The sequence below is a fragment of the Pantoea sp. GM_Pan_4 genome (genome assembly GCF_026541005.1).
Taxonomy (GTDB): domain Bacteria; phylum Pseudomonadota; class Gammaproteobacteria; order Enterobacterales; family Enterobacteriaceae; genus Pantoea; species Pantoea dispersa.
Map to the genome: position 1 here is coordinate 50,423 of NZ_JALNUZ010000014.1, position 16,149 is coordinate 66,571.

12 protein-coding genes are annotated in these 16,149 nt (G+C 60.0%); 5 read left to right on the forward strand and 7 right to left on the reverse strand.

The genetic code is table 11. The features are described from left to right. Nucleotides 1–47: 47 nt before the first annotated feature. Genes betI through betA form a run of 3 tightly spaced genes read left to right on the forward strand, consistent with a single transcriptional unit; the run spans nucleotide 48 to nucleotide 3,835 of the window. Nucleotides 48–644, forward strand: a complete 597-nt coding sequence (betI, locus tag OXR61_RS20640; RefSeq protein ID WP_031280110.1) for a transcriptional regulator BetI — start codon at nucleotides 48–50, stop codon at nucleotides 642–644. Between the two features lie 13 nt (nucleotides 645–657). Next, on the forward strand, nucleotides 658–2,130 hold the full coding sequence (gene betB / locus OXR61_RS20645; RefSeq protein WP_021509527.1) for a betaine-aldehyde dehydrogenase: 1,473 nt from the start codon (nucleotides 658–660) through the stop codon (nucleotides 2,128–2,130). A gap of 25 nt (nucleotides 2,131–2,155) precedes the next feature. Further along, nucleotides 2,156–3,835 carry a choline dehydrogenase gene (betA, locus tag OXR61_RS20650; RefSeq protein ID WP_021509528.1) on the forward strand — a complete coding sequence of 560 codons (1,680 nt, stop codon included), beginning with the start codon at nucleotides 2,156–2,158 and terminating at the stop codon, nucleotides 3,833–3,835. A gap of 173 nt (nucleotides 3,836–4,008) precedes the next feature. Here the strand turns inward: betA and OXR61_RS20655 are convergent, their stop codons facing one another. After that, complete coding sequence (locus tag OXR61_RS20655; protein WP_021509529.1) at nucleotides 4,009–4,926, reverse strand: LysR family transcriptional regulator; 918 nt, start codon at nucleotides 4,924–4,926, stop codon at nucleotides 4,009–4,011. Between the two features lie 99 nt (nucleotides 4,927–5,025). Between OXR61_RS20655 and OXR61_RS20660 the strand changes: the two genes are divergently transcribed. After that, nucleotides 5,026–6,357, forward strand: coding sequence for an aspartate aminotransferase family protein (locus OXR61_RS20660; RefSeq protein ID WP_021509530.1), 1,332 nt, complete (start codon nucleotides 5,026–5,028; stop codon nucleotides 6,355–6,357). Here OXR61_RS20660 and OXR61_RS20665 read toward each other — a convergent pair. The 4 genes from OXR61_RS20665 to OXR61_RS20680 are packed head-to-tail and all read right to left on the reverse strand — an operon-like array spanning nucleotide 6,350 to nucleotide 11,267. Then, on the reverse strand, nucleotides 6,350–8,662 hold the full coding sequence (locus OXR61_RS20665) for a molybdopterin-dependent oxidoreductase (RefSeq protein ID WP_021509531.1): 2,313 nt from the start codon (nucleotides 8,660–8,662) through the stop codon (nucleotides 6,350–6,352). The two genes, OXR61_RS20660 and OXR61_RS20665, sit on opposite strands and share 8 nt — an antisense overlap. A 34-nt stretch (nucleotides 8,663–8,696) precedes the next feature. After that, nucleotides 8,697–9,458 (reverse strand): amino acid ABC transporter ATP-binding protein, encoded by a 762-nt coding sequence (locus OXR61_RS20670; protein ID WP_021509532.1) that lies wholly within the window; start codon nucleotides 9,456–9,458, stop codon nucleotides 8,697–8,699. Beyond that, entirely contained in the window at nucleotides 9,451–10,374 is a 924-nt protein-coding gene (locus tag OXR61_RS20675) for an amino acid ABC transporter permease (RefSeq protein ID WP_021509533.1), read from the reverse strand. The genes OXR61_RS20670 and OXR61_RS20675 overlap by 8 nt, the downstream gene beginning before the upstream one ends. Next, a complete protein-coding gene (locus tag OXR61_RS20680) occupies nucleotides 10,371–11,267 on the reverse strand; it encodes an ABC transporter substrate-binding protein (RefSeq protein ID WP_021509534.1) in 897 nt (298 codons plus the stop codon). The genes OXR61_RS20675 and OXR61_RS20680 overlap by 4 nt, the downstream gene beginning before the upstream one ends. A gap of 492 nt (nucleotides 11,268–11,759) precedes the next feature. Between OXR61_RS20680 and OXR61_RS20685 the strand changes: the two genes are divergently transcribed. After that, on the forward strand, nucleotides 11,760–13,940 hold the full coding sequence (locus tag OXR61_RS20685; protein ID WP_021509535.1) for a TonB-dependent siderophore receptor: 2,181 nt from the start codon (nucleotides 11,760–11,762) through the stop codon (nucleotides 13,938–13,940). Between the two features lie 32 nt (nucleotides 13,941–13,972). Here OXR61_RS20685 and OXR61_RS20690 read toward each other — a convergent pair whose 3' ends face one another. Together OXR61_RS20690 and OXR61_RS20695 are read right to left on the reverse strand one after the other, a co-directional pair. After that, a complete protein-coding gene (locus OXR61_RS20690; protein WP_021509536.1) occupies nucleotides 13,973–15,424 on the reverse strand; it encodes an MFS transporter in 1,452 nt (483 codons plus the stop codon). A gap of 48 nt (nucleotides 15,425–15,472) precedes the next feature. Continuing rightward, nucleotides 15,473–16,069, reverse strand: coding sequence for a TetR/AcrR family transcriptional regulator (locus OXR61_RS20695; protein WP_021509537.1), 597 nt, complete (start codon nucleotides 16,067–16,069; stop codon nucleotides 15,473–15,475). Nucleotides 16,070–16,149 lie beyond the last annotated feature (80 nt).

Below are 16,149 nucleotides of genomic sequence, written 5' to 3' on the forward strand. Positions count from 1 at the left end.
CAAAAAAAGTTTTAATAGGGGTCTTACATTGCGGTGGAGCTGGAGTCATGCCAAAGGTGGGAATGCAGCCGATACGTCGTCGGCAACTGATTGATGCGACCCTGAGTACCATTAACGAAGTCGGGATCAATGACGCGACCATTGCGCAGATTGCGCGGCGCGCCGGCGTCTCGACCGGCATCATCAGCCACTACTTCAAAGACAAAAACGGTTTGCTGGAAGCCACCATGCGCGACGTGACGCGTCAGCTGCGTGATGCGGTGGCGGCACGACTGAAACCGCTGGCGGGAGCCGGCACCGAAGCGCGCCTGCTGGCGATTGTCGAAGGTAACTTCGACGACTCCCAGGTGCACAGCGCGGCGATGAAAGCGTGGCTGGACTTCTGGGCCAGCAGCATGCATCAGCCGCAGCTGGGTCGCCTGGAACGCGTCAGCAGCCGTCGCCTGTTTTCCACGCTCGCTGCCGAGTTTCGCCGCGAGCTGCAGCGTGAGCAGGCGCGGCTGGCCGCGCACGGTCTGGCCTCGCTGATTGATGGCCTGTGGCTGCGCGCCGCGCTGAGCGGCAAACCGTTTGATCTGGCGATTGCCAGAACGCTCACCACCCAATTCATTCGCCAGCAGCTGGCTGGCGCCGCGAATCACTGAGGAAGGAGCAACCATGTCCCGATTCACCGAGCAGCATTTATACATTGATGGTCAATACGTTGCCGCAGCAGCGGGCGACACATTCCAGACCATCAACCCGGCCAATGGCGAAGTGCTGGCCGAGGTCCATGAAGCCACGCAGGCGGATGTCGATCGCGCGGTCGCCGCCGCGCAAAAAGGCCAGAAAATCTGGGCGGCCATGACGGCGATGGAGCGGTCACGCATCCTGCGCTGTGCGGTGGATATCCTGCGCGAGCGTAACGATGAGCTGGCGGCGCTGGAAACCCTCGACACCGGTAAACCGCTGAGTGAAACCCAGGCGGTGGACATTGTTACCGGTGCCGATGTGCTGGAGTACTACGCCGGCCTGATTCCGGCGCTGGAAGGCCAGCAGATCCCGCTGCGTGATACCTCCTTCGTCTATACGCGCCGCGAACCGCTTGGCGTGGTCGCCGGGATTGGCGCATGGAACTATCCGATCCAGATCGCGCTGTGGAAATCTGCGCCGGCGCTGGCGGCCGGTAACGCGATGATCTTCAAACCCAGCGAAGTGACGCCGCTGAGCGCGCTGAAGCTGGCAGAAATCTACAGCGAAGCCGGCGTACCGGATGGCGTGTTCAACGTGCTGAACGGGCGCGGCGCGGTGACCGGTCAGCTGCTGACCGACCATCCGGGCATCGACAAAATCTCCTTCACCGGCGGCGTGGCCAGCGGCAAAAAAGTGATGGCCAACGCGGCCGGCTCCACGCTGAAAGAGGTGACCATGGAGCTGGGCGGCAAATCGCCGCTGATCGTGTTTGACGACGCCGACCTCGATCTCGCCGCCGACATCGCCATGATGGCGAACTTCTACAGCTCCGGCCAGGTGTGCACCAACGGCACGCGCGTGTTTGTGCCGACGGCATTGCAGCAGGCGTTTGAAGCAAAAATCGCTGAACGCGTGTCGCGCATCAAAGCTGGCGATGTCAACGATCCGGCCACCAACTTTGGCCCGCTGGTCAGCTTCCCGCATCGAGACAATGTGTTGCGCTATATCGAATCCGGCATTAGCGAAGGCGCGCGCCTGCTGTGCGGCGGTAAACGTCTGAGCGGCGCGGCGTTTGATAACGGTGCCTGGGTAGAACCGACCGTGTTCACCGATTGCCGTGATGAGATGACCATCGTACGCGAAGAGATTTTCGGACCGGTGATGTCGATCCTGACCTACGACAGCGAGGAGGAAGTGGTGCGCCGCGCCAATGCCACCGAATACGGCCTGGCGGCAGGTCTGGTCACCCGGGATCTGAATCGCGCGCACCGCGTCATTCACCAGATTGAAGCGGGCATTTGCTGGATCAACACCTGGGGTGAATCCGCCGCTGAAATGCCGGTGGGCGGTTACAAGCACTCCGGTATCGGCCGTGAGAATGGCCTGATGACGCTGCAGAGCTATACCCAGGTGAAATCTGTGCAGGTCGAACTGACCCGTTTTCAGTCGGTATTTTAATCAAGCTTAACCTGAGGAGCGACTAATGGAATTTGATTACATCATTATCGGAGCCGGATCCGCAGGGAACGTTTTGGCAACAAGACTGACCGAAGACAGCAGCGTGAACGTCCTGCTGCTGGAGGCCGGCGGTCCCGATTACCGCTTTGATTTCCGCACGCAAATGCCGGCGGCGCTGGCCTGGCCGTTACAGGGCAAACGCTACAACTGGGCGTACGAAACCGAGCCTGAGCCACACATGAATAACCGCCGCATGGAGTGCGGACGCGGTAAAGGGCTGGGCGGTTCGTCGCTGATCAACGGCATGTGCTACATCCGTGGTAACGCCATGGATCTCGACAACTGGGCGCAGCAGCCGGGTCTGGAAAACTGGACTTACCGCGACTGCCTGCCCTACTACCGCAAGTCGGAAACGCGCGATATCGGTGCTAATGATTATCACGGCGGCGAAGGCCCGGTGAGCATCACCACCTGTAAGCCTGGCAACAACCCGCTGTTCGCCGCGATGATTGAAGCCGGCGTGCAGGCGGGCTATCCGCGCACCGACGATCTCAACGGTTATCAGCAGGAAGGATTTGGTCCGATGGACCGTTTCGTGACGCCGCAGGGCCGCCGCTCCAGCACCGCGCGCGGTTATCTGGATACGGCAAAACAGCGTCCGAACCTGAAAATCATCACCCACGCCACCACCGATCGTATTCTGTTCGAGGGCAAACGCGCGGTCGGCGTGCAGTATCTGCACGGCGCCAGCGATACGTCGCACACCGTGCATGCGCGGCGTGAAGTGCTGCTGTGCGCCGGTGCTATCGCCTCGCCGCAGATTCTGCAGCGTTCCGGCGTTGGCGCGGCGGCATTGCTGAAGCAGCACGACATCCCGCTGGTGCATGATCTGCCGGGCGTCGGTGAAAACCTGCAGGATCATCTGGAGATGTACCTGCAGTACGAGTGCAAAGAGCCGGTATCGCTCTATCCGGCCCTGAAATGGTGGAACCAGCCGAAAATTGGTGCCGAGTGGCTATTCAAAGGCACCGGTATCGGCGCCAGCAACCAGTTTGAGGGCGGTGGCTTTATCCGCAGCCGGGAAGAGTTTGCCTGGCCCAACATTCAGTATCACTTCCTGCCGGTGGCGATTAACTATAACGGCTCGAATGCAGTAGAAGCGCACGGTTTCCAGTGTCACGTCGGTTCGATGCGTTCGCCAAGCCGCGGTCACGTGCGCATTAAGTCGCGCGATCCGCGCCGTCATCCGGCGATTCTGTTTAACTACATGGCGCACGAGCAGGACTGGCATGAGTTTCGCGATGCCATCCGCATCACGCGGCAAATCATCAACCAGCCGGCGCTGGATAAGTATCGCGGCAAAGAGATCAGTCCGGGGCTGGAGTGCCAGAGCGACGAGCAGCTGGATGAGTTTGTGCGCAACCATGCTGAGACCGCTTACCATCCGTGCGGCACCTGTAAAATGGGCAGCGATGAGATGGCGGTTGTGGATGGCGAAGGTCGCGTACACGGCCTGCAGGGGCTGCGCGTAGTCGACGCCTCAATTATGCCGCTGATCATCACCGGTAACCTGAACGCCACCACCATCATGATTGGTGAGAAGATCGCCGACAACATTCGTGGCCGCCAGCCGTTACCGCGCAGCGAAGCGGACTACTTCGTGGCGGGCGATCGCCCGGTACGCGGCGAACCGCTGCGCGCATAAAGCAGTGATATCTCAGGGGAGAACGCATGGTTCTCCCCTTTTTTTCACCCTCTTCTCTCTCGTCACCCCGCCTGCCATCAAGGCCTGTCAGACTTTACGCCGCACGGTGCTGGCACCCGGGTTGATGTAGCAAACTAACAGTATGTTGTAACTAGAATGCCTTAGCGCCTCTGCTAAGCGCCGGGCTCGTCCAGCGCCAGCGCCTGCAAAAAGCGTTGCAGGATGGTGTTGTGACGCGGGCCCTGGCGCGTAACGAGCGCGATTTGACTGTGGTAGTGGAACTGCTGTGGCGCGAGGGCGCGCATCTGCTTTTTCTCCACCCACTGCGCGGCGTAGTGGTCCGGCAGGAAACCGATATAGCGCCCGGTGAGAATGAGAAACGCGATCCCTTCGCGATCGGAAGCGGTGGCGCTGCAGTTCAGCTGCTGATGCAGCGCAATCGCCCCCGCCGGCATGCGAAACAGTGGCGCTATCGCATCGCAGGCCGCCAGCGCGTGGTGTTCCGGCCGCTCCGCCTGGTTAAACAGCGGGTGCGCGTGGCTGCAATAGAGCTGCGCATGTTCATCATACAGCTGTGCGTACGCCAGCCCGGAGACCGGCGCCGCCATCGGCAGCGCGCCGACGTGCAGGCGTCCTTCCAGCAGGCCACGCTCGATGTCCGCCGCGGTTAACATACTGATGTTGATACGGATCCCTGCCCCGCTCTCCCGCAGCGCCGCCAGCGCATGGGTGAGACGCATGCGCGGCTGCGTCACCAGATTATTGATGATGCCGATGTTGAACTCTCCACGCAGCTGCTGATGCATCTGGTTCACCTGCTGGCGAAAATCTTCCACCGCCGCCATCATGGTCTCGCTGTGTCGTAAAATTTCACGCCCTTCCTCAGTGAGCGCAAACCCGGCGCGACCGCGCTGGCACAGGCGCATGCCCAGCCGTTTTTCCAGATCGCTCATATGCAGGCTGATGGCCGAGCGCGTAATGCCGAGCAGGCTTTCGGCGGCGGAAAAGCTGCCGCACTCGCTGACGGTTTTGAAAACGCGCAGCAGTCTGAGGTCAAAGTCGGTCACCTGGGCCAGCGTTTTCTTTTTCATTCAGGTGAGTAAATCCATAAGTGAAGACAAGTTAATTAGCATTTAACTTAACCGGGGGCGGATTGCAAACTCTGCTTAACACATGCCGGAGAAAACCCGATGTCACAGCCGATCAATACCGCCGACCTGAATTTACAGGCGCACTGGATGCCGTTCACTGCTAACCGCTATTTTCACCAGGATCCCCGTTTTATTGTCGCCGCGCACGGCCACTGGCTGACCGATGGCGACGGCCGCCAGATTTTCGATAGTCTGTCCGGCTTATGGACCTGCGGCGCAGGCCACACGCGCCGTGAAATCCAGCAGGCAGTCGCACAGCAACTCGGTACGCTGGATTACTCGCCGGGCTTTCAGTACGGCCATCCGCTGTCGTTTCAGCTGGCCGAGCGCATCGCCAGCCTGATGCCCGGCCATCTCAACCACGTGTTCTTTACCGGTTCGGGTTCGGAGTCGGCGGATACTGCGGTGAAAATGGCGCGCGCCTGGTGGCGGGCCAAAGGCCAGCCCAATAAAACCCGGTTGATTGGTCGCGCGCGCGGCTATCACGGCGTGAACATTGGCGGCACCAGCCTTGGAGGAATCGGCGGCAACCGTAAGGCCTTTGGTCAGCTGCTGGAGGTTGATCACCTGCCGCATACGCTGCAGCCAGAGCTGGCGTTCACACCCGGTCAGCCCGCCACGGGCGGCGAGGCGCTGGCGGATGAGATGCTGAAGCTGATTGAACTGCATGATGCTTCGACTATTGCCGCGCTGATCGTTGAACCGCTGTCCGGATCTGCCGGCGCGATTATTCCGCCGCACGGCTACCTGCAGCGCCTGCGTGAGATCTGTACGCAGCACGATATTTTGCTGATTTTTGACGAGGTGATCACCGGCTTTGGCCGCATGGGACGCTGGAGCGGCGCGGAGTATTTTGGCGTCACACCGGATCTGCTCAACTTCGCCAAACAGATTACCAACGGTGCCATTCCGCTGGGCGGCGTGGTGGCCAGCAGCGAAATCTATCACACCTTTATGTCTCAGCCGCTGCCGCAGCACGCGGTTGAGTTTGCGCACGGCTACACCTATTCGGCGCATCCGGTGGCCTGCGCGGCCGCGCTGGCGACGCTGGACGTGCTGGAAAACGAGGCGCTGATTAGCCAGTCGGCCGAACTGGCACCGCATTTTGAACGTGCGCTGCACGGGCTGCGCGATTGTCCGCAGGTGGTGGATATCCGCAACTGCGGGCTGGTCGGTGCCATTCAGCTGGCACCCCGTGAAGGTGACGCGACCGTGCGGCCGTTTGAAGCGGGCATGGCGTTGTGGAAAGCCGGCTTTTACGTCCGCTTTGGCGGCGATACGCTGCAGTTCGGCCCGATGTTTGATACCCAGCCGGCCGAACTGGACCGGCTATTTGATGCGGTAGGCGAAGCCCTGCACGGCCTCAGATAATCTCAGTGCTGTAGCTGACCGGTTGCGGCGGAATAAATGCCTGCACCGGCGTCAGCTCGCCGCGGTATTTGCGCAACTGCACCACGGTGATTTGTCCGCTACAGCCCTGCGCCAGCGATGAAGTACCGATATCCAGCGTTAGCACATTCGGATTGCCGTGGCGACACAGCGGTCGCAGCGCGGTGGGATCGACCGGATCGTACCAGGCGCCGGTCGGCAACTGCACCACACCGGGCATAATGCTTTCGGTAACGCGAGCGCTGGCCAGCACGTGACCGCGCTGATTGTACAACTCGATAATGTCGCCGTCGGTAATGCCGCGCGCGGCGGCATCGTGCGGATGCAGGCTGCACACCTCACGTCCTTCGCGTTTGCCGCTCAGGCTGTAGTCACCAAAATCCAGCTGGCTGTGCAGACGCGTGGCCGGCTGATTCGCGATCAACCACAGCGGATGTTCCGCATCCGGCTGCTGCTGCGGCGCGCGCCACACCGGATGGCCGGGGCAATTTTCATAGCCAAAGCTGGCGATGGTGGCGGAAAAGATTTCGATTTTGCCGCTCGGCGTCGGTAGCGGTGCCGCCGCCGGATCGGCCCGAAACGCATTGATCATCCGCCCGCCATCTTTCAGCTGCGGCAGTTCAATCACACCCTGCAGCCAGAACTGGTCGAAGTCAGGAATCGTCACCTGATGCGCGGCCAGTTTTTCCTGCAGCTGCGCATAGTGATGGCGCAGCCAGCCGCGGGCGTCGCGTCCTTCGGTGAATGCCTCTTCACGGCCTAAACGACGCGCCAGTTCAGCAAAAATGGTGTAGTCATCCTGCGCCTGCGCGTAAGGTTGCGCCACCGGCTGCATGGCAAACAGATGACGATCGGTCGGCGCACCGCCGATATCTTCACGCTCCAGCGTCATGGTGGCAGGCAGCACGATATCCGCATGGCGCGCGCTGGCGGTCCACGCGGTCTCGTGCACAATCAGCGTATCCAGCTGGCAAAACGCCTGCCGCAGCCGCGCCAGATCCTGATGATGATGGAACGGATTGCCGCCCGCCCAGTAGGCCAGACGGATGTGCGGATAGGTCAGACGCCGGCCGTTGTAATCAAACTGCGTGCCGGGATGCAGCAGCATATCGGCGATGCGCGCCACCGGAATCAGCCGGTCAATACCGTTCCTGCCCTGCGGCAGCGCCGGGAAACTCACCAGATTATGATGCTTACCGTAATGGCCGAGTGCGCCGAGCGCATAGGTGTATCCACCGCCCGGCAGCCCCGGCTGTCCCAGCGCGGCCGCCAGCACCAGCCCCAGCCATACCGGTTGCTCACCGTGTTCCGCGCGCTGCAACGCGTGCGCCACGGTAACCAGCACGCGCTTGCCGTGCAGCTGGCGGGCAAAATCGGTGATTGTTGCCGCGCTGACGCCACAAATCTCAGCCGCCCACTGCGCGTCGCGTCGCGTACCGTCCTCTTCGCCGCGAATATAGGCGACCATTTGCTGCCAGCCGACGGTGTAACGCGCGAGGAAAGCCTCATCGGTGCGCTGCTCGTCAATCAGCACCGACAGCAGACCGAGAATGAAGGCCGCATCGGTACCGGGGCGCAGCGCCAGCCACTCTCCCTGCGCCTCATCGGGCAGATCGCTCTGCAACGGGCTCACCGAAATAAAGCGTGCGCCGCGCTCTGCCGCCTGCTGCATAAAGCCGCGTTCGGTATGTTCGCTCAGACCACCGCTTGCCACCTGCGAGTTTTTCAGCGCCAGGCCGCCGAACGCCAGCACGATCTCGCTATGCCGGGCGATCTCTTCCCAGCTGACGCCGCGGCGGGCGATCTCATTCATGTCGCCAACGATATGCGGTAACAGCACCGAAGCCGAACCGGAACTGTAGCTGTTCACCGAGCGCACATAGCCACCCATCACCGTGTTAAGAAAGCGGTGCACCTGGCTCTGCGCGTGATGAAAACGGCCGGCACTTGACCAGCCATATGAGCCACCAAAAATGCCTTCCGGCCCATACGCATCACCGACGCGCTGCAGTTCGCGCGCCACCAGCGTGTAAGCCTGCTCCCAGCTCACCGCCACATAGTCGTCATTACCGCGACGTGGATCCGCGCCGGGCCCATTTTCCAGCCAGCCACGGCGCACCATCGGTTGCGCCACGCGCGCCGGGTGATGCAGGACATTGTGAAAGTTTTGCAGCAGCGGGCTGGGATCGGGATCGCCGTGAAACGGTTCGATGGTCAGCCGATCGCCCTGCTGGCGGGCAGTAAAAGCACCCCAGTGGGCGCTGTGCATCACCGGTTTTTGCGTCATCATGCTTCCTGGAGTCAAAAATGAAAAACGGTGCTTACAGCACCGTTGCAATAAAGTTTCTTACCCGTCCGTTTTCCGGATCGTCGAGCACCTGCTGCGTCGGCCCCGCCGCCACAATCCGCCCGCCTTCCATAAACACGATGTTATCGGCCACCTCGCGCGCAAAACCGATCTCGTGTGTCACGATCACCATGGTGATGCCGGAGTGCGCCAGCTGTTTGATCACCTGCAGCACTTCACCCACCAGTTCCGGATCGAGCGCAGACGTGGGCTCATCAAACAGCATCACGCCGGGATCCATCGCCAGCGCACGGGCGATCGCCACGCGCTGCTGCTGACCACCGGAGAGATTCTGCGGCCACTCTTCTTCGCGCCCGGCCAGCCCCACCTGCTTAAGCAGCGACAGCGCTTTGCTGGTCGCCTGCTGGCGGCTCTGTTTTTTCACCCGCATCGGCGCATCGACAATGTTTTGCAGTACGGTGCGGTGCGGGAACAGGTTGAACTGCTGAAACACCATGCCGATTTCGGCACGCTGACGCGCAATCTCGCTGCTGCTCAGCTCGTGCAGCGCATGGCCTTTCTGCTTGTAACCAATGATCTCGCCACCGATACGAATCGTGCCGCCATCCAGTTTTTCCAGATGATTAATGCAGCGCAACAGCGTCGATTTGCCTGAGCCGGACGGTCCGAGGATCACCGTCACCGAGCCAGCCGGGATATCAAGATTAACTTCATCCAGAATGGTGACGCCGGAAAAACGTTTGGTCACCTTACGTAAGGCGATCGCTTCAGCCATTGCTTACGCTCCTTTCGGCTTTAGGCGCGGAGAAACCGGGCAGCGACTTGAGCAAACTGCGCTTTTCACGGCGCGTGACGCCACGGCCAAAGTAGCGCTCGACGTAGAACTGACCAACCGACAGTACCGAAGTCATCAGCAGATACCACAGCGTCGCCACCAGCAGCAGCGGGATCACTTCATAGGTGCGCTGATAGATGATTTGCGCCGAAAACAGCACATCCTGCAGGGAGATCACCGATACCACCGCCGTGGTTTTCAGCTGGCCGATGATTTCGTTACCGGCAGGCGGCATGATGGCGCGCATCGCCTGCGGCAGTACGGTATGGCGGAAAATCTGCGCCGGACGGTAACCCAGCGCACGGGCGGCTTCCAGCTGGCCGTTGCCAACGCTCTGAATCCCGGCGCGCACGATCTCAGCCGCATAGGCGGACTGATGCATCACCAGCGCGATCACCGCCGCGCTGAACGGGCTGACCAGCGCATTAGACTGGGTACTCCAGATCTCACCCAGACCCGGCAGCGACAGCGAAATGGTCGGGTACAGCGCCGCGATGTTGTACCACAGGAACAGCTGTACCAGCATCGGCACGCCGCGGAAAAACCAGGTATAGAACCAGCTGACGCCGACCAGCACCGGGTTGGATGACAGGCGCATCAGCGCCAGCACCGTGCCAAAGGCGAAGCCCAGCACCACCGAAATCGCGGTCAGCTGCAGCGTCATCAGCACGCCCTGCAGGATCGACTCGCCGGTGAAGTTTTCCGCAATCACGCCCCATTCGAAGCGCGGATTGTTGATCATCGAATGCGCCATCGCCACCACGCACAACAGCACCACCAGCGCACTGAGCCAGCGTCCGTAGTAGCGTTTACCGACGATTTTCAGATCGTCGGTGTGGTCGTGAAAGTCACTCATTGAAAGATATCCTGATTACGTTTTGACTCTTTAACCGCGCCAAAGCCGATACCCCAGTTATCGAGGATCTTCTGGTAGCTGCCATCTTTAATCAGCGAGTTCAGTGCTGCCTGTACGGCAGGTTCAAGCGCGGAATCTTTCGGGAAGGCGACCGATACCGGCGCATCATGTACGGTGATTTCGCCGCTCATGGTCAGCGGTTTGATCACTTTCACCTGCCACAGCAGGCCTTCGTACGGGCCGAGGAACATCGGCACACGCCCGCTGACCACGGCCTGAACACCCGCCGGGCGATCCGGGAACACTGACACTTTAATCGGTTTTTTCCCGGCCGCTTCACAGGCTTTGCTGGCCTCTTCCAGACGGGTCACCTGGGTGGTGCCGGAACCGGCGCCGACTTCTTTACCGCACACCTCGTCGAGGGTTTTGAACGGCGCGACGTTGGCGTCTTTCCGCGAAATAATGCCGAGACGGCTGGCGTCGTAGTAACTCACGAAGTCGATAATTTTGGCGCGCGCCGGCGTGGCGTTGATGTTGGACAAGGCCACATCGTAGCGGCCGGTTTTCAGTCCCGGAATGATGTTGTCGAAGCCGCCGGTGTCACGCCACTGCACCTGAATGCCGAGACGCTCACCGACCGCGTTCATGATGTCAATTTCACGGCCGGCCAGCGTTTTGTTGTCTTCTTTATAGAAGGTGGTGGGCGGCGTGTTGGGGTTGGTTCCTGCCACAATATAGCCGCGCTTCGCCACGTCGGCGGGCACCAGGCTTTTCAGCGCGGCATCAGCCTGTACATGCAGTGAGCTGTCGGTTGGGACGGATTGTTCGGCGGCAAACGCGGTGTGCGCACTGAGAGCGAGTGCGAAAAGGGTGATACCTTTTGCGAATTTCACTGGAACCTTTCTCCTGATATTTAAAATGTTTCCCGGCAGGGAAAAGGCGTCGAGGTAGCGATGTATTTTTCCCTTTGCCCATGTCGCGTAAAGCCGCGTGGCGCAAAGGATTGTCATCCTCAAAACGTCCCGCAGCCATTCTCAGGAAGATAGGCAGCGATCACAAATGCGAAAAACAGATATCTATTGCCGAAATCCGGCAATAGGGTTCTTTGCTGGCCTGAATGCGGCCCTGTCGCCGCGCAAAAATCAGATTGTTATCGCAAATCAGGCACCTGCTAATGCTGCCATGCTGAATGATTTGCTTATTAGCCATAACGTTCCCGTCTAAGCATCTATGTTGCCCTCTTGACAAAAACTGACAAAAAAGCGGCACGGTGAGGCGATTTACGCAGGAATGTAAAGAAGTTGCACACCAATATACAATGCAAACCATTCTCATTATCATGCGCATTTGCTTACAAATGTTAACGCATCAGGGAGATGATATAAGTGAATGTAACTGTATGTGGCAAAAAGCGTCCGGTCGCACTGTGCCTGGCAGGCCTGTTAACCTCACCGGTGTTTGCCGCTGAACCCACGGAGAAGCTGGCCGACGATGAGTCGATGATTGTGACGGCAGAGCAGGAGCTGAAGCAGCAGCCGGGAGTTTCCACCATTACCGCTGAAGACATCAAAAAAAGTCCGCCCGTTAACGACCTCGCGGACATCATCCGCAAAATGCCCGGCGTTAACCTCACCGGTAACGGCGCCAGCGGCAGCCGCGGTAACAACCGCCAGATCGACATTCGCGGCATGGGCCCGGAAAACACCTTAGTGCTGATCGATGGCGTGCCGGTCACCTCCCGTAACTCGGTGCGCTACAGCTGGCGCGGTGAGCGCGACTCACGCGGAGATACCAACTGGGTACCGCCGGAAATGGTGGAACGCATTGAGGTGATACGCGGTCCGGCCGCTGCCCGTTATGGCTCCGGTGCCGCTGGCGGTGTGGTCAACATTATTACCAAACGCCCCACCAATGACTGGCACGGTTCGCTGTCGCTGTTCACTAACCAGCCAGAAGATGACAAGGAAGGCGCCACCCGCCGCGCAAACTTCAACCTCAGCGGTCCGCTGGCCGGTGAGGCACTCACCATGCGGCTGTACGGCAACCTGAACAAAACGGATGCCGACGCCTTCGACATCAATACCGCGCAAAATGGATCTTACGCCGCCGGACGCGAAGGGGTGCGTAACAAAGACATCAACGGCGTGCTGTCGTGGAAAATCACCCCGACGCAGATTGTCGATTTCAGCTATGGCTACAGTCGCCAGGGCAATATTTATGCCGGCGACACGCAAAACAGCAACAGCAATGCCAGCGCCAACGGGCTGGTGGAAGCGCTGTACGGCAGCGAAACCAACCGCCTGTATCGTCAGAACTACGGAGTGGTGCACAACGGCATCTGGGACTGGGGCACCTCTAAGCTTAACTTTAGCTATGAGAAAACCAACAATACCCGTCTGAAAGAAGGTTCCGGCGGCAGCACCGAAGGGATGATCAACAGCGATACGTACGCTACCAGCCGGCTGGAGAGCTATCGCGCCGGCGGCGAGATCAATTTCCCGCTGCAGCTGCTGGTCGATCAAACCGTTACGCTGGGTGCTGAGTGGAATCGCGATGAGCTTAACGATCCGGCATCGGTCCAGGCCACCAGCGCACCGGGCGTCGATTTCGGCGGCGTTTCCAGCGACGGTTCGCAGCGTGACAGTAAAAACAGCGCCACCATCAGCTCGCTCTATTTCGAAGACAACATCGCCGCCACCGACTCCACCGAAGTGATTCCCGGCCTGCGCTTCGACTATCACGATCAGTTTGGCGCTAACTGGAGCCCGAGCCTCAACCTGTCGCAGGGCCTCGGTGATTACTTCACGCTGAAAGCCGGTATTGCGCGCGCCTTTAAAGCGCCAAACCTGTATCAGTCCACTGAGGGTTATATCCTGTCGACGCGCGGCAACGGTTGTCCGATTGGCCTGTCACGCTGTTACCTGCTGGGCAGCAAAGACCTCGATCCCGAGATCAGCGTGAATAAAGAAGTGGGCATCGAGTTCAGTAATCAGGGCTATGTCGCGGGCATCACCTGGTTCCGCAATGATTACAAAAACAAAATCATCTCCGGCACCACGCCGGTGGCTTCAACCGGCTCGTATAACCTGCTGCGCTGGGAAAACGGCGGCAAGGCGATCGTCGAAGGGCTGGAAGGCAATCTGAGCATCCCGCTGATCGCCGACACGCTGGAGTGGCGCACCAATGCCACCTATATGTTCCGCTCGGAGAGCAAAAAAACCGGCAACCCGCTGACGGTAATTCCTGAATTTACCATCAACTCGCAGCTGGAGTGGCAGGCGACCGAGGCGCTCAGCGCCAACATCAACTGGACGCAATACGGTCGACAGAAGCCACGCCAGTATGCGGAAACCAGTCTCGAGGCCAGCCGTGGTCTGTCGCAGCGTGAAATCAGCCCGTATTCCATTGTCGGGCTGAACCTCAACTACGACATCACTAAAAACCTGAGCGCCAACGCCGGTATCAACAACCTGTTTGACAAGCGCGTTTATCGCGAAAATGCCGGGGCATCGACCTATAACGAACCGGGCCGCGCCTGGTACGCCGGTGTCACGATGTCGTTCTGAGGAATGGACGCGATTGGTTAGAGCGAGCGAACTTAGCTGAGGGGTTTAAGCACCGCCGCCTGTGTGGCTGGCCTGCGCGCCAGCCGGATGCTCAACAGCGCGCCGGCCGCCAGACAGATCGACATACACACTATCGCCACGATGAAGGCATGGGTAATCTCTCCCGGCCCCTTGCCCGTGCCCAGCACGGCATAAAAGATCCCGCCGATAATGGCCACGCTCAGCGCCGTGCTCAGTTGCAAGGTGGAGCTGGCGATACCGGCAATCATCCCGGCCCAGGCGGGTGCCACGCGTCCGGTGACGATGTGCATCAGCGTCGGCAGCGCCAGCCCCTGGCCAAACCCCACCACAAACAGTCCCAGAGCCAGCGGCAGCGCCGCTGGTGACATCCCAACCGGCGTGCTGGCCATCAGCCACGCCAGGCCCAGCAGGCCGACCACTTCCAGCACCATCCCAGTGGCGTTAACGTAAGGCCCAATCAGCCGTCGCGCAGAAGGCGTGGATAACGGCCCCAGCAGAAAACCCGCACCAAAGGGCAGAAAGATCAGCCCGGCGCTCAGTACGCCCTGATGCAGCGCGCCCTGTAAATAGATCGAGAACAGCAGGAAGAATACGCCAATCGAGTAGAACAGCAGCGCCAGCAGCAGGGACAGCCCCAGCCCCGGCACGCTGAAAATCGCCGGATCGATCAGCGGATCGCCGCCCTGCTTTGCCAGCCGGCTTTCATAGCGCCAGAACAGAGTGCCCAGCACCGGCACCAGCAGCAGCGATAGCCAGGCCCACAGCGGCCAGCCCGCTTCTCGCCCTTCAATCAGCGGCACGATCAGCAGACCCAGCGTCATTATCGACAGTCCCATTCCGCCAAAATCCAGCTTGCGCGCGTGCTGAGCACGCGTCTCTTTAATCAACGGGATGCCAAACAGCACCACCAGCAGCGCCACCGGCAGATTGACCAGGAAAATGGCGCGCCAGCCGCTATTGAACAGGTTGAGTGAGATCAGGATGCCGCCCAGCGCCTGGCCAATCACCGAGGCCAGACCAAATACCGCGCCGTACAGGCTCAGCGCGCGCGATTTCTCCGCCTCCGGGAAAATCGCCTGAATCGAGGCCAGCGCCTGCGGTGCCATAATCGCTGCAGTGATGCCCTGCAGCACGCGGCCAGCGATCAGCGCACCCGGTGACCAGGCAAAGCCACACAGCGCAGAAGCCGCTGCAAAACCGGTCAGGCCAACGAAGAACATGCGCCCGCGGCCAAACAGATCGCCGAGGCGACCGCCGGTGATCAGCGTGACGGCATAAAACCCGGCATAGGACGAGATGACAAATTGCTCCGCCGAGCCGGACGTGGCCAAATCGCTCTGAATCGACGGCAGCGCCACATTAACAATAAAGAAGTCCAGCGGGGGTAAAAATGCGCCTGTCAGCAGGACGATAAACATCGCCCAGCGGCGTGGCTCGGGATTTAACGCGTGCGGATCGGACATCACAACACCTCACTAAGGAACCGATTGGTTCCAATATGGATAAAAAAATTAGTCGAGCAGACGCATTGTGCAGTCCACTACGGCATTCATTTCAGCTTCCGTTGCCCCGGTTTTACCGAGGATGCGCATCCCTTCAATCTGGCAAACCAGTAAGCGGGCCAGCACCTGCTCATCACGCTCGGGCAGTTCTCCGCTCAGCTGACCACGCACCAGTGTTGCCGCATACAGCTGCTGCAAACGCCGGAACATGCGCCCCGTGCGTTCGGCAATCTGTTCATCATGCGCGGCCATCTCGGTGGTGAGTGAAACCACCAGACAACCGCGCCGCCCTCTCTCGCCGCTGGAGAGCGCGGCATAACGCAGCAGCGAGGCACGAATCGCCGCTTTAACCACGCCGGGCTGCGCCAGAATATCCGAGGTGGCTTTCAGACCTTCGGTCATGTAGATATCCAGCGCGGCCAGCAGCAGCCCTTTTTTATCGCCGAACGCCTTGTAGAGACTGCCGCGCGATAAACCGGTCCCGGCGATCAAATCCGGTAGCGACGCCGCTTCATAGCCGCGATCCCAGAAAACGTGCATGGCGCTGCGGGCGGCCTCTTCCAGCTCGAACTCGCGCGGGCGACCGATGACGGTCAGGTTCTTCATCACTGCCCTCCACTGCAATTATAAACCAACTGGTTCCTATCTTAGCCGCAATGCAGTGGCTATTGCAAGTCAGCCGCACC

What these genes read in the sequence shown, in the direction of transcription:
- betI (WP_031280110.1), top strand. Translation starts at nt 48, where the DNA reads ATGCCAAAGGTGGGAATGCAGCCGATACGTCGTCGGCAACTGATTGAT.
- betB (WP_021509527.1), top strand. Translation starts at nt 658, where the DNA reads ATGTCCCGATTCACCGAGCAGCATTTATACATTGATGGTCAATACGTT.
- betA (WP_021509528.1), top strand. Translation starts at nt 2,156, where the DNA reads ATGGAATTTGATTACATCATTATCGGAGCCGGATCCGCAGGGAACGTT.
- OXR61_RS20655 (WP_021509529.1), bottom strand. Translation starts at nt 4,926, where the DNA reads ATGAAAAAGAAAACGCTGGCCCAGGTGACCGACTTTGACCTCAGACTG.
- OXR61_RS20660 (WP_021509530.1), top strand. Translation starts at nt 5,026, where the DNA reads ATGTCACAGCCGATCAATACCGCCGACCTGAATTTACAGGCGCACTGG.
- OXR61_RS20665 (WP_021509531.1), bottom strand. Translation starts at nt 8,662, where the DNA reads ATGACGCAAAAACCGGTGATGCACAGCGCCCACTGGGGTGCTTTTACT.
- OXR61_RS20670 (WP_021509532.1), bottom strand. Translation starts at nt 9,458, where the DNA reads ATGGCTGAAGCGATCGCCTTACGTAAGGTGACCAAACGTTTTTCCGGC.
- OXR61_RS20675 (WP_021509533.1), bottom strand. Translation starts at nt 10,374, where the DNA reads ATGAGTGACTTTCACGACCACACCGACGATCTGAAAATCGTCGGTAAA.
- OXR61_RS20690 (WP_021509536.1), bottom strand. Translation starts at nt 15,424, where the DNA reads ATGTCCGATCCGCACGCGTTAAATCCCGAGCCACGCCGCTGGGCGATG.
- OXR61_RS20695 (WP_021509537.1), bottom strand. Translation starts at nt 16,069, where the DNA reads ATGAAGAACCTGACCGTCATCGGTCGCCCGCGCGAGTTCGAGCTGGAA.